Annotated in this window: 11 protein-coding genes; 6 read left to right on the plus strand and 5 right to left on the minus strand. The window is 68.7% G+C overall.

All coding sequences use genetic code 11. The features are described 5' to 3' along the window. The coding region (gene hrpA / locus RJ03_RS16125; protein ID WP_157163437.1) for an ATP-dependent RNA helicase HrpA at positions 1–2,611 on the plus strand (2,611 nt) is incomplete at its 5' end. On the opposite strand, the gene nrdR is transcribed toward hrpA, so the two are convergent. From nrdR to RJ03_RS35050, 3 genes are all read right to left on the minus strand, one after another. Beyond that, on the minus strand, positions 2,612–3,088 hold the full coding sequence (nrdR, locus tag RJ03_RS16130; RefSeq protein ID WP_036503173.1) for a transcriptional regulator NrdR: 477 nt from the start codon (positions 3,086–3,088) through the stop codon (positions 2,612–2,614). Between the two features lie 159 nt (positions 3,089–3,247). Beyond that, entirely contained in the window at positions 3,248–4,501 is a 1,254-nt protein-coding gene (locus RJ03_RS16135; RefSeq protein ID WP_036503175.1) for a hypothetical protein, read from the minus strand. Between the two features lie 135 nt (positions 4,502–4,636). Continuing rightward, on the minus strand, positions 4,637–5,128 hold the full coding sequence (locus RJ03_RS35050; RefSeq protein WP_051024749.1) for a LysM peptidoglycan-binding domain-containing protein: 492 nt from the start codon (positions 5,126–5,128) through the stop codon (positions 4,637–4,639). Positions 5,129–5,413: 285 nt separating this feature from the next. On the opposite strand from RJ03_RS35050, the gene lexA reads away from it, so the two are divergent. Next, positions 5,414–6,184 (plus strand): transcriptional repressor LexA, encoded by a 771-nt coding sequence (lexA, locus tag RJ03_RS16145; RefSeq protein ID WP_036503177.1) that lies wholly within the window; start codon positions 5,414–5,416, stop codon positions 6,182–6,184. Between the two features lie 57 nt (positions 6,185–6,241). On the opposite strand, the gene RJ03_RS16150 is transcribed toward lexA, so the two are convergent. After that, complete coding sequence (locus tag RJ03_RS16150; protein ID WP_051024751.1) at positions 6,242–7,234, minus strand: cytochrome c oxidase assembly protein; 993 nt, start codon at positions 7,232–7,234, stop codon at positions 6,242–6,244. Positions 7,235–7,302: 68 nt separating this feature from the next. Beyond that, positions 7,303–8,316, minus strand: a complete 1,014-nt coding sequence (locus tag RJ03_RS16155; protein WP_036503181.1) for a cation diffusion facilitator family transporter — start codon at positions 8,314–8,316, stop codon at positions 7,303–7,305. Positions 8,317–8,665: 349 nt separating this feature from the next. Here RJ03_RS16155 and RJ03_RS16160 point away from each other — a divergent pair, with 349 nt between their 5' ends. From RJ03_RS16160 to RJ03_RS16175, 4 genes are all read left to right on the plus strand, one after another. Next, positions 8,666–9,001, plus strand: coding sequence for a histone-like nucleoid-structuring protein Lsr2 (locus RJ03_RS16160; protein WP_036503185.1), 336 nt, complete (start codon positions 8,666–8,668; stop codon positions 8,999–9,001). Positions 9,002–9,177: 176 nt separating this feature from the next. Further along, entirely contained in the window at positions 9,178–10,476 is a 1,299-nt protein-coding gene (locus tag RJ03_RS16165; RefSeq protein ID WP_051024750.1) for a diguanylate cyclase domain-containing protein, read from the plus strand. 5 nt (positions 10,477–10,481) lie between these two features. Further along, positions 10,482–11,294 carry an SAM-dependent methyltransferase gene (locus RJ03_RS16170; protein ID WP_157163438.1) on the plus strand — a complete coding sequence of 271 codons (813 nt, stop codon included), beginning with the start codon at positions 10,482–10,484 and terminating at the stop codon, positions 11,292–11,294. Positions 11,295–11,446: 152 nt separating this feature from the next. Then, on the plus strand, positions 11,447–13,451 hold a 2,005-nt coding region (locus tag RJ03_RS16175), incomplete at its 3' end, for an AMP-binding protein (RefSeq protein ID WP_036503191.1).

A 13,451-nucleotide genomic window follows, 5' to 3' on the forward strand; every position in this document is an offset into this window, starting at 1 on the left:
CCCCGGCGAGACGTCCGCGCCCGCGCGTGGTGCTCGCCGGCGCCGCGGACGCGGCAGCGACGCCGCCGCCGGGGGCCATCTGCGCGCGCCGGAGGGCGGAGACGATTTGGCACTCACCGCGGTGGGACGGCAGATGGCCCAGCTCCCGGTCGACCCGCGGATGGCGCGCATGCTCGTCGCCGCGGAGGCCAACGGCTGCCTGTCCGAAGTGCTGGTCATCGTCGCGGCGCTGTCGATCCAGGACGTGCGGGAACGGCCGGCCGAATTCCAGCAGGCCGCCGACACCAAACACGCCCGGTTCTCCGTCGAGGGCTCGGACTTCCTCGCGTATCTGCGCCTGTGGGACTATCTGCGCGGACAGCGGAAATCGTTGTCGTCCAATCAATTCCGGCGGCTGTGCCGCGACGAGTTCCTGCACTATCTGCGCATCCGGGAATGGCAGGATCTGCAGGGGCAGCTGCGCACCATCACCAAGAGCCTCGGCTGGTCCGCCGCGGAATCGATCGCCCCGCAACAGAATTCGGATGCGCTGCCGTGGGACGGCGACGGGATCCATCGGGCGCTGCTGGCGGGCATGCTGTCGCACATCGGTGTGCGCGAGGCGGAATCTCGGGAGTTTCTCGGCGCCCGCGGCGCGAAATTCATGATCTTCCCCGGATCAGCCCTGGCGAAGAAGCCGCCGCGCTGGGTGATGGCGGCCGAACTGGTGGAAACCTCGCGGCTGTGGGGCCGCATGGCCGCGCGGATCGAGCCCGAATGGGCCGAACGGCTCGCCGGTGACCTGGTCAAACGCAACTACTCGGAACCGCACTGGTCCTCCCGGCGCGGCGCGGCGATGGCCTACGAGCGGGTCACTCTCTACGGCATTCCGCTGGTCACCCAGCGCCGCGTCGACTTCGGCCGCATCGATGCGCAGCTCTCGCGGGAACTGTTCATCCGGCACGCACTGGTCCAGGGCGAATGGCAGACCCGGCACGGGTTCTTCCATCGCAACCGCGAACTGCTCGACGACGTGGCCGATCTGGAGCATCGGGCGCGCCGGCGCGACATTCTCGTCGACGACCAGGTGCTGTTCGATTTCTACGATCAGCGCATCCCCGCCGACGTGGTGTCGGTGCGGCATTTCGACAGCTGGTGGCGCAAGGCCGAACGCGAGGATCCGCATCTGCTGGACTTCTCGACCGCCACCGTGGTCAATGCGCAAGCCGCCCAGCTGGATCCGGCCGCCTACCCGGACAGCTGGCGGCAGGGCGAACTGAGTTTCCCGCTCACCTACCAGTTCGAGCCGGGTCAGGCCGACGACGGCGTGACCGTGCACATCCCGGTCGCCCAGCTCGCCCATGTGCGGGCCGTGGGCTTCGACTGGCTGGTCCCCGGCATGCGTGAAGAACTCGCCGCCGCACTGATCAAGACCCTGCCGAAACAGCTGCGCCGCAGCGTCGTTCCCGCGCCGGACTTCGCGAAGGCCGCGCTGGCACGGCTGACCCCGCGCGCCGAACCGTTGCGCACCGGACTGGCCCGCGAGCTGTCGGCACTGGCATCGACCTCGATCGCGCCGGCCGACCTCGACCCGGGCGCCCTGCCCGACCATCTGCGGATGACATTCGCCGTCACCGGTCCCGACGGCGCCGACTTCGCCCGAGGCAAGAGCCTGGCCGCTTTGAAAACCGAGCTGTCCCAGCAGGTTTCGCAATCGGTGGCGAAGGCGACGAGCGCGGCCGAACGAGCGCCGGCGACGGTGTGGACGGCGCAGACGCTGGGCACCGTACCGCAGACCATTCGGCGTGAGGTCGGCGGTCAGACCATCACCGGCTATCCCGCCCTGGTCAGCGAGGGTGACGGGGTGGCCGTGCGCGTGCTGTCGTCGCCGGCGGCGCAGCGCGCCGCGATGCGCACCGGCACCAGGGCGCTGCTGCTGCGCGAGATGCCGGCCGCGCAGCGCTCGGTCACCTCGGGACTGTCAGCCGCCGACCGCCTCGCGCTGAGCCAGAGCCCGTACGGATCGATGGACGCGCTGCTCGACGACTGCCGCGCCTGCGCGGCCGACGAACTGATCGCCGCACACGGCGGTCCGGTACGCAGTCCGGAGCAGTTCACACGGCTCGTCGACCAGGTGCGACCGCAGTTCGCCGGTGCGGTCGCGCGCGTCCTCGCACTGGTTGTCCCGGTGCTGGCGGCCGCGCACCGGGTGCGGACCGCCCTGGCCGACACCACCGATCGCGATATCGCCGACGATGTCGCCGGGCAGCTCGACGAACTGGTCTTCGCCGGTTTCGTGAGCGAATTCGGCATCACCCGGCTCCGCGAGATTCCGCGATATCTGCACGCCGCCGAGGCACGGCTGCTCGCGCTGCCCGCCTCGGCCGATCGCGACCGTCAAGGCGCGGCCGAGCTGGATCGGGTCCATGCCGCGTACGCGCGACTGCTCGACCGTCTTCCGGGCGCGCGCCGCACGGCCGCCGACGTCACCGAGATCTGGTGGATGATCGAGGAACTGCGGGTGAGCCTGTTCGCACAGCAGCTGGGCACGCCGTATCCGGTGTCCGCCAAGCGAATCATCAAGGTCATCGACGGAATCGGCGCGGCGCCGGCCGGGGCCCGGCCCCGCTGATCAGTCGGCGCCGGCGGCCACCGAACGGTCGGCGCGGTGGCGGCGCAGATCGTCGATCTCGCGTTCGAAATCGTCGGCGGAGCTGAAGGACCGGTAGACCGATGCGAAGCGCAGATAGGCGACCTCGTCCAGATCGCGCAGCGGCCCGAGGATGGCCAGACCGACCTCGTGGCTCGGCACCTCCGGAGAACCCTTCGCGCGCACCGCGTCCTCGACCTGCTGGGCGAGCAGGTTCAGGGCGTCGTCGTCGACCTCGCGCCCCTGGCAGGCCCGGCGGACGCCACGGATCACCTTCTCGCGGCTGAACGGTTCGGTGACACCGCTGCGCTTGACCACCGAGAGGATCGCGGTCTCGACCGTGGTGAAGCGGCGCCCGCACTGCGGACATGCGCGACGGCGCCTGATTGCGCTGCCTTCCTCGGCCTCACGCGAGTCGACCACCCGCGAATCCGGGTGCCGACAGTACGGGCAATGCATCCGGGATCCTTCGTCGATGCCTGCGTCGGTTCGCGACGAGCTGCCTGCCCTCGACCTGTTCCGCCGATACAGCCGCACTCACCACGTATGTCCTGAGCGTCTTTCAGGATACCCGTACAGCGTTCGCCCCGGCCCATGCGGACCCGCGACCGGGCCCGCTCACGCCGTCAGTTGCCACTGGCTCGTCAGGTCGGCGATCAGATCCGGCAGGCGATTCAGCAATCGTCCGGCAGCGAGATCACCGGCGAACGGAACCGACAGCACCTGGCGGGCGAGCCCCGGAGCGGCCTGCATCCGTTCGTAACAGGGCACCAGATCGCCGGTGATGTAGGTCCAGCGCGGGTCGCGGTCGGCCCAGTTGAAGGCGGGCAACGGAGTACGCAGCGTCATCGTGCGCCCGTCGACCTCGGCCGAGACGGTGGTCGGTGCGAACACACCGGGTGCGCGCACCCCGGGTACCGCGGGTTTCGCCGCCAGGGTGCTGACGTAGGTCATCACCCGGCCCATCGCGCCCTGCCCCTGTGCGGTGAGATCCCATTGATCGGCGATGATCTGATTCTGTTCGCGATCGGTCATCCGCATCAGCGCGTCGTCGTACCCGGCGACCGTGCCCGTGGCGAGTGAGCGCCAGGCCCGCACCGCGTTGTCGTCGAGCACGCCGGCGGCGTACATCTCCTCGATCGCGGGCAATCCACCGGCGACATAGGCCTCGTGCATCGGCACCTGGTCGAGGAAGATGTGCTTCTGCATGATCATCAGCCGAGTCTGGAACCACGCCAGATCCTCGGCGGTGAGCCGCGGACCCTCGGTGGCCAGGAGCCGGATGTCGGCGGGCAGCGCCGCCACGAGCTGCGGCGGTGTGGCCCGCAACAGATCCGCGACCGCGCCGCCGATCTGGTGAATACCCGGCACGCTGAGAATGGTTGCCACATCGCTCATATCGAAGAATCCGGAGGCGAACGATCCGCCTGCCAGTCCGGCCAGCCCGGTCCAGTAGAACTCCGGATGGGCGGTCGTCAGCCGGAGGTAGTTCACGTAGACCTGGGTGAAGGTGCGCGAATTCGCGGCCACCCCGCGGATCGGATCCCACGCCGCCAGGTCGATATCGGCATCCGTGGTGGCCACCGTCAGCCAATACTGATGTAGCAGGGCCGCATACCGCCGTGGTGAGATCCCGTCGGCGCGGGCCTGCTCGAGCGCCGCGGCCAGCGTCGAAGTATCCAGCGGCAGCTCCGGATTCAGGCCACCGGCGCTCTCCCCGGCCCCGTTCACAACCGGAATGTCCAGATATGCGGTGTATCCCGCCTCCGCGCGCACCGCCGGTGCCGCGGCGAAAGCAATCACGAAACAGATGAGCAGTGCGGCCGTGCGTGCGAACACTCGCGGCAGCGCCCGATGGAGGGTGTGCACCATGATGCCTCGTCCTCGAAATCCGTTGGCGGAGAATGTAGCCCCGATCACATTCCGAGCAGAGTAGCAACATGTTTCAGTTGTGGATCAATAAATCCGGCCACGCGATGGCGTGTCCCGGGAGCCCTCGACCACGGCCTATCGCGACGCCGGAACCACGAGAGTGCGCCCGGCGGCCACTTCGGTGCCACGCAGTCCGTTCAATTCCACGATGCGAGCCACGGTGTCGCGCACCGCATCCCCCGGCGCCACCCGCCGTGCGAGGTCGGACAGCGACTCGCCGGGCTGCACCTGGACCGTCTGCGTGGATGCCGGGCTGCCCGCGTCACGCAACTGCGCCACTCCCAGGAGTCCGCAGACCGCCGCCGCGGTGAGCAGTGCGGTCGCGGCGAGCGTGGCCAGCCCGATACGAGCCTGTTCCACCCGCCGGAGCGGATGCGGCCCGCGGGCCGGCGCGGCGACCGGCACCCGGTCGTAGCCCGCCACGACATGCGGGCGCTGCAGACCGCGGGGACGCCGGAGGTCGGCCCGGCGGTGGCGCCGGACCGGCCGCACGGTGTGGACGGGAGCATCGCCGGACGAGCCGGCCCGGGTGCCGATCATGCTGAATTCATCGACCGCGGTACGCATCTGACGACCTCCATGAATGCTGTGACGAGTGCTGGGTGGATGGATCACAGGGGTATGAGAGTTGTGGCGTATTCGCTCATCTGTTCGAAGAACTGATGTTCGAATTCTTACCACGCGCGGCCGACAAAGTCACCAGCCACGCCGACATGCGTCGAACAGATGTTTGAAACCTGGCCGCGGGCGGACTACATTCGAAGCACGCGATCCGGCGGCGCCGGCAGAACCCGACGTCGGCAGAACCCGACAGACACGCCCCGGCAGACAGACGAACGGAGGACGGCGAGCGTGAGCGAACGTACGGTGGTCGGACACGAGGAGGCGGCCGGCAACGGCACGGTCTCCCCCGACGGTGCCCAGGCGCCGGCCGGTGACACCGAAACCCCCGGCAACGGAGCGGATCTCACCGTCCGCCAGCGCAAGGTACTCGAGGTCATCCGGACCTCGGTGAACGAACGCGGCTATCCCCCGAGCATCCGCGAGATCGGCGACGCGGTCGGACTCACCTCCACCTCGTCGGTCGCGCATCAGCTGCGCGCGCTCGAGCGCAAGGGCTATCTGCGCCGCGATCCCAACCGTCCGCGTGCGGTCGACGTCCGTGGCCTGGACGAGACCGCCGTGCGGGCGGCCGGTGCCGCGCCGGTGCTGCGCGCGGTGGCGACCGAAACCTCCGACGCGACCCCGGCGCCCACCTACGTCCCGGTGCTGGGCCGCATCGCCGCCGGTGGGCCGATCCTCGCCGAACAGGCGGTCGAGGATGTGTTCCCGCTGCCGCGCGAACTGGTCGGCGAGGGTTCGCTGTTCCTGCTGAAGGTCGTCGGCGAATCGATGGTCGACGCGGCGATCTGCGACGGTGACTGGGTGGTGGTCCGCCAGCAGAACGTCGCCGACAACGGCGATATCGTCGCCGCGATGATCGAGGGCGAGGCGACGGTCAAGACGTTCAAACGCACCGGCGATCAGGTGTGGCTGATGCCGCACAACCCGCTGTTCGACCCGATCGACGGTAACGACGCGCAGATCCTGGGTAAGGTCGTCACGGTGATCCGCAAGATCTGAGCGCGGTGGCCCGTCCGGGCTCGGCAACGTCGGCTGCCGCCCGGACGGGTGGATCCGTCAGCGCCGGAAGCGGTCGCGCAGCACGGGATCGTTTTCCCACCACAGTCCGCTCTGGACCGGCGCTGCCGCATGCGCCGTCGTCGCGGCAACGGGCGCGGGCGTGGTCCGCGCCGCCTCGCTCGCCGGCAGCGCCGAAAGTTCTTCGGCCGCATCGAGTTCGGCGTCCATCCGCGCGGCGCTGCGACGTTCGTCGGCCGCCCACGACCGCATCAGGGTCAGCAGATAGGGCAGGCCGAGCACATCGCCGAGCACCCAGATGATGCCCGCGCCGATGATCTGGTCCATCCGTAGATCCGGGCCCCACGTCCGGCCCACCTCGGTGTAGTAGTCCACCGCCACCAGCGGCCCGAACCACAGCACCAGCCCCAGCACTCCGTCTGCCAGTGATTCGAACACCGTGATCAACAACGAGACGGCCTGCGAATAGCGATGCGGAACGGGATCGGTCTGCAGCCGCGAATAGAAGTACAGGAATCCGACGGCCACCAGCAGTAGTCGGGTGAGCGCGTCGACCACCCCGTGCCGCAGCACCGCTTCGAACCACGGCGTCAGTATCAGCAGCCAGGGCGTGGCCAGGATGGCGATCGACGGGACCAGCGGATAGGTCAGCACCCGCGCCGGCGCCGAGGCGAGTACGCGGTCCAGCCGCGCGCGTCCCGCCGGGCCGAGCGCATCGCGCAGCACCGTCAGCGGCCGACCGGTCGCCAGGCCGAACGGCACCACGTAGAGCAGCAGCAGTATCTGCAGCGCCCGCATCCAGAACAGGGTGCCCGAGTACACGCCGATCACGCTGATGCCGGTCAGCAACCACACTCCGAGGCCGACCGCGCCGAACGCCCAACTGCGTCCCGCCGACTCCGCACTCCCGCGCCGGTCGGCCCGCCGGCGAGCCAGGCCGTAGCCGAGCCCCAGCGCGGCGGTCACCACGACCGTCGAGGTGTCCCAGCGCCATTCCTCGACGACGGACTGCACGGTCAGCGGCGTGTCGATCCATCCCACGGCAGCCAGTATCCACCCGGCGTTCGGGAGCGTTTGCGCCGGTCCGGCGGGGTGTCCGGTTAGTTCTGATTACCGGATTCATGGGTGTGCGCGACATCCCGGGAGCGATGCGCGGGGCCGTGCGACTCGGCGCAGTGGCCGCTCGGCACGGCGCCGAGTTCGATCAGTTCGGGCTGTGCGTGATCCACCTGCAGCGTGGCGTGCTCGATGTGATGGTCGGCGGCCAGCCACCGCGCCAGATCCTGGCGCACCGCGTGGCAGTCGCGGCCGGGCTCGACCAGCACGTGCGCCGAGAGAGCCGGGGACCCCGAGGTGATCTCCCAGATGTGCAGATCGTGCACCTCGACCACCCCGTCGCGGGCGGCCATGCCGACACCCACCGCCGCCGGATCGATATCGGCCGGGGCGGCCTCCAGGAAGATCCGGCTCGACGCACGGACCAGGCCGACCCCCGCCTTCACCATCAGCGCGACCACCACCAGCGTCGCGATCGCGTCGGCGCGTTCGAAGCCGGTGAGCATGATGACCACCCCGGCCACCGCGGTCGCCAGGAAGGCGTAGAGATCGGTGAGGATGTGCTGGAACGCGCCCTCGACATTCAGGCTGCTGCGATTGGCGCGCGAAATCATCCAGGTGGCAGCGAGATTCACCACCACACCCACCAGCGCGGTCGCGAGCACCAGTCCACCGGTGACCGAGGGTGGCTGGATCAGGCGGCGGATCGCCTCGTAGAGCAGCCAGGCCGACAGGACCAGCAGCGTCAGGCCGTTGGCTTGCGCGGACAGGATTTCCACCCGCTTCCAGCCGAAGGTCATCCGCCCGGCCGGCGGTCGCGCCGCGAGGCGAATCGCCCACAGCGCCAACGCGATCGAGGCGGCGTCGGTGAGCATGTGCGCGGCATCGGACAGCAGGGCCAGCGAGCCGGCCACCACACCCACGACCACCTCGCCGAGGAGGAAGACCACGATGACCGCGAGTGCCCCGGCCAGCCAGCGCCGATCGCTGTCGGGAGTGGCGTGCGCATGACTGTGCGCGTGCCCGTGGCCCGAGCCGTGTGTATGTCCGGCACCCATGCTCCGTACTCCTCTCCGTCGCTACCGCTCGTCATCATATGCATACATCACTATGTATGCAATATCCCCTGCTCGTACCCGCCGCGCGGGTCGGCAGCCGGGTACCCGCGCGCCGATCCCTTTATCCGAACCCGGCGTTCCGAACTCCCGGGCAGTGTCCGAAGACCGCGAGCATTCCGGATAACTTTTGCGGGCCGCGCACTAAATGCGTCCTGCCGATTCTTTTCTCATTCCGGGAACATTCACGATCGAAACCGCCCGAATAGCACGGGATTCACTACGACCGGTCGCAATACGGTACGGTATACACAATCCCAGTTGCTCCGTGTCAGTGCGAAAGGGCTCGATCATGGCCAAGAAAGTCACCGTCACACTCATCGATGATTACGACGGGAAGTCCAAAGCGGATGAGACCGTGCAGTTCTCGATCGACGGTGTGGCGTATGAAATCGACCTGTCGACATTGAATGCCGGGAAGCTGCGCGGGGCACTCGAACCCTGGACGGAAAAGTCCCGCAAGGTCGGCCGCCTGAAGTCCGGCGGCGGGACCCGCACCAAGTCCGCGGCCGACCGCGAGCAGACGGTGGCGATCCGGGAATGGGCCAAGAAACACGGGTATAACGTCTCCGCGCGCGGCCGCATTTCCTCCGAGGTTGTCGCCGCCTATCACAAAGCGAGCAAGTAGCCGGCATCCGATCTTTCGACCGGATCGTACGTACGCTACGCACCCAGCGGGCCCGCAGCATCACGTCACAGCCGTGATCTTGCGGGCCCGCTCGGCGCGGTAATCTGGTTCTCTGGTTCGGCGCCGCGCCGTACTCACAAGTCGCTGGGAGTAGTTCCGAGGCGGGGTTGGTGTGCATGACAGGGGAAACCGGAATCGGTGAACTGGCTCGACGATGGCGCATCGCGATCGCCGACACCGGCTTCGTTCCCATGTCCATGCGCGAACTGGAGCAACTGCTGGCAGGTCTGCTCGAGCAGTTCGTCGCGATTGTCGGGGCCGAACCGTTCGACGCCGCGGCCGCGGCCACGATCGGCGCCGCCCTGGTCCGCGCCAATCTCACCGATCCGCAGGTCATGCCCCGCTCCGCTCGTGCGCTGACACCGCTGGCGACCACCGTGTTCCCGCCGGGCGATCGGGTGATCGCGGTTCTGGGCGAGATGGCCCGCGGATATACCGAGGAGTTACTCGCCACCCGGGCGCGGCATCAGGAAATGCTGCACTCGGCGATGGCCGACGCCCGCAATGCCGCCGAGGCCCGATTCCGGGTGGTATTCGACAATGCCGCCATCGCCATCGGCATCGGTGACGCCGAGGGCCGAGTGGTCGATGTCAATCCCGCGATGGCCGCGATGCTCGGCGTCAGCCGCGAGTATCTGCTCGAACGCGGGGTCACCGATCTGATACATCCGGACGACCGCGTGGAATTGCGGCGCCGCGTACTGGGCGAGCTTTTCCACGCCGGCTCGGGCACGATCCGGATGGAATTGCGCTATCCGCGTCCCGAGGGCGTCGACGGCTGGGCCGCGTGGGCGATCACCCTGGTGCCGGCGACCGGCGGGCGGGCGGCGTATCTGCTGGTGGTCGGCGAGGACACCACACAGCGGCGGGAATTGCAGGCCGAATTGCACCGCCAGGCCCGGCTGGACCCGCTGACCGGCCTGCCCAATCGACGGCAACTGGTCGAAGTGCTCTCGGCCATCATCACCGACGCCGGGCCCGAGGACTGCATCGGCTTGTGTTTCATCGACCTCGACGGATTCAAATCGGTCAACGACACCTACGGCCACGGAGTCGGTGATCGGCTGCTCGCGGCCGTCGCGGAGCGGCTCTCGGCGGCGGTTCCGGCGATCATGCTGGCCCGGGTGGGCGGCGACGAATTCGTCGGGCTGGTACGCCCGACCTGCGACACCGACCACATCGCCGCGGTGGCCCAGCGCCTGCTCGACGCGCTGGGCGAACCCATCCCCGTCGACAATCACGACCTGATGATCTCCGCGTGCATCGGCGCGATCGTCACCCCTGTCACCGGCACCGACGCCGAGCGGCTGCTCGATGCCGCCGACGCCGGGCTGTACCGCGCGAAGGCCAGCGGACGCAACCGCTGGGTCCTTCACGCGGCTGATGTCGCCGCCCGGGTGCGCGGCCTAGGATGAGCGGCGTGCAACCTCTGTTACCCGACTGGGCGGCCGACGACATCGACCCCCGGATTCCCAGCCCGGCGCGAGTGTACGACTATCTGCTGGGCGGATTCGCCAATTTCGAGGTGGATCGGTCGGTCGCGGCGCAAATGATCGAGGTCATTCCCGAAGTTCCGCGCACGGCCCGGGCAAACCGCGCATTCTTGCAGCGTGCGGTCGGTTTTCTCGCCGACGCGGGTATCGACCAATTCCTCGATCTGGGCTCCGGAATTCCGACGGCGGGCAACGTGCACGAGATCGCGCAGCGCGTCGTCCCGGGCGCGCGGGTGGTCTATGTCGATATCGATCCGGTCGCGGTGACCATGAGCCGCAAGCTACTGGCGGACAATCCGAACGCGACCGCGGTGCACGGGGATTTCACCGATATCGACGGGGTACTCGAGCATCCGCAGGTCCGCGAACTGCTGGATTTCGATCGGCCGGTCGCCGTCCTGCTGGTATCGATGTTGCATTTCGTGGCCGACGACGCCCTGGCCGCGACGGTATTCGAGCGACTGCGCGCCACCATCGCCTCCGGTAGTTATCTGGCGCTGTCACATCTGACCAGTGAGGGACCGCCCGAGCAGATGGACCGCATGCTCGCGGTGACCGAACGCGTCACCGGCCGCGGCGATCGGCTGCGCACCCGCGCCGAGATCATGGATCTGCTCGGCGATCTGGTCCTGGTCGAACCCGGCCTGGAATATCTGGCCCGGTGGCGGCCGGATCCGGACGAGCCCCTGCCGGATGTCCGGCCCCTCGACGGCTACGCGGGTGTCGCCCGCAAGCCCTGATCCGAGCCGCTGCCCCTCGGCGGCGAAATCACAACCGCGGTCCGGGCGCGCCGGGAATTGTCACAAGGCATCTTCTGCGCGAAGTCGATCCCGGTTACAAAGGAATTCCCGCCGGTGCGCTCGAGGAACCGGCCCGCGAGAAGTGTAAGAAGTTGGCTACCGAGGTTTTCGACACCGCCGTCGAGCTGCCGGTCGAGCGCAGCGCCGTCTGGAAGCTGCTCGTCGACCCCCAGTTGTATCCGCGCATCTTTACCGGAATCGGCGCCTGTGAACGGCTCGAGACCGGCGCCGGCGCGCCGCTGTGGCAGCTGCGCATCGGAACCGCCGACACCGAGATCCGGACCCTGTCGCTGACGGTGCGGGTGGGCCCGCGCGGGGAAGCTTTCGAGTTGTACTGCCCGGCAACCGGGAGCTTCGCCTCCGTGCGGCTGCGTGATATCGAGGGCGGCACCCGCGCGGTGATCACGTGTTTCGCCGCCGGCCGGATACATCCGGTCGCCGCGCGCACCTCGACCGCCGGTACGCAGGCCTGGCTGGACGCCGGGCTGCGGCGGCTGCGCGAATTGGTCACGGCCGCACCGACTTCGGTCGTGGTCAACCGCGAGAACACGCCCCTGCGGCGGCACGCGGACGTCGCTCGCCACATCCTCGGTACGGGCGTGGTACGCACCGCGCGGCCGGACCGCAGTGTGGGGCAGGTGCGCGGACTCGCACGGTGGGGATTCAATCTGGCCGGCGGCTACGCCGCCGCGGCCGCGCATTCCCCCACCCGCATCGCCGTCGTCGACGATCGGCGCAGCCGCACCTTCGCCGACATCGACCGGCGCAGTACCGCACTGGCCGGGGGGATGGCCGGACTGGGCCTGCGCACCGGCGATGCGATCGGCCTGCTCGCCCGCAATCACGCCGGCATGGTCGAAACCATGGTCGCGGCGGGCAAACTCGGTGTGGACACGATTTTGCTGAACGCGGGTCTGTCGGCCCGGCGCATCGAGGAGATCGTGCAGCGGCACCGGCTGGCGCACGTCTTCGTCGACGCCGAACTGGAAGAATTGATCCACTACCTGCACTCCGACATCGTCCGCATCGCCACCGACGACGGCGCACCCGGCCGCACCACCATCGAGGATCTGATCACTCAGGGCGACAACGGTTTCGACAAACCGGCGCGGCCGGGCCGATTGATCGTGCTGACCTCCGGGACCAGCGGCACCCCCAAGGGCGCGCGCCGACCGCACGCCAAGGGGTTCGCCACCGTGGCGGCCCTGCTGTCGCGCATTCCGCTGCGAATGAACGACACCATGCTGATTCCGGCGCCGCTGTTCCACACCTGGGGTCTGGCCGCGCTGCAATTGAGTACCGCGCTGCGTGCCACCGTCGTCCTGCCGGAGCAGTTCGATGCCCGCGACACCCTCCGCCGGATCGCCGAGAACCGGGTCGGCACAGTGATTCTCGTGCCGACCATGGTGCAGCGGATCCTGGATCTGCCGACCCATGTGCGGGCCCGTTACGACACCTCCAGCCTCCGTATCGCGGCCAGTTGCGGCGCCCCGCTGGCCGGTGCCACGGTGCTGCGGTTCACCGACAACTACGGCGATGTGCTGTACAACATCTACGGCTCCACCGAGGTGTCGTGGGCGACCATCGCCACCCCCGAGGATCTGCGGACCGCGCCGACCACCGCCGGGCGGCCGCCGCTCGGCACGAAAATCGCTGTGCTGGGCCCGAATCGGAAGCCCGTGCCGATCGGCGCGACCGGGCGCATCTACGTGGGCAACCACATGCTGTTCGACGGATATGTCAATTCGGCTCCGCCGGACGAGACCGACGGCATGCTCGATACCGGCGACCTGGGGTACCTGGACGCCGACGGCCGGCTGTTCATCGCCGGCCGCGACGACGAGATGATCATCTCGGGTGGTGAGAACGTCTTCCCGCGGCCGGTGGAGGAGGCACTGTCGCATCTGCCGCAGATCGCCGATGTGGCCGTGGTCGGCGTGCCGGACCACGAATTCGGGCAGCGGCTGGCCGCGTTCATCGTCAAGCGGGAGGGTTCGGGCCTGGACCCGGACATGATCCGCACCTACGTCCGCAACCGGCTGAGCCGGTTCTCGGTGCCACGCGACGTCACCTTCCTGTCGGCACTGCCGCGCGGCG

Origin of the sequence: Nocardia aobensis NBRC 100429, assembly GCF_000308375.1 — a bacterium.
Taxonomy (GTDB): Bacteria; Actinomycetota; Actinomycetes; order Mycobacteriales; family Mycobacteriaceae; genus Nocardia; species Nocardia aobensis.

Excerpts from the sequence above, each read along its gene's own strand:
- RJ03_RS16160 (WP_036503185.1), top strand. The coding sequence starts at position 8,666 with ATGGCCAAGAAAGTCACCGTCACACTCATCGATGATTACGACGGGAAG.
- RJ03_RS16165 (WP_051024750.1), top strand. The coding sequence starts at position 9,178 with ATGACAGGGGAAACCGGAATCGGTGAACTGGCTCGACGATGGCGCATC.
- nrdR (WP_036503173.1), bottom strand. The coding sequence starts at position 3,088 with ATGCATTGCCCGTACTGTCGGCACCCGGATTCGCGGGTGGTCGACTCG.
- RJ03_RS16135 (WP_036503175.1), bottom strand. The coding sequence starts at position 4,501 with ATGGTGCACACCCTCCATCGGGCGCTGCCGCGAGTGTTCGCACGCACG.
- RJ03_RS16155 (WP_036503181.1), bottom strand. The coding sequence starts at position 8,316 with ATGGGTGCCGGACATACACACGGCTCGGGCCACGGGCACGCGCACAGT.
- RJ03_RS35050 (WP_051024749.1), bottom strand. The coding sequence starts at position 5,128 with ATGCGTACCGCGGTCGATGAATTCAGCATGATCGGCACCCGGGCCGGC.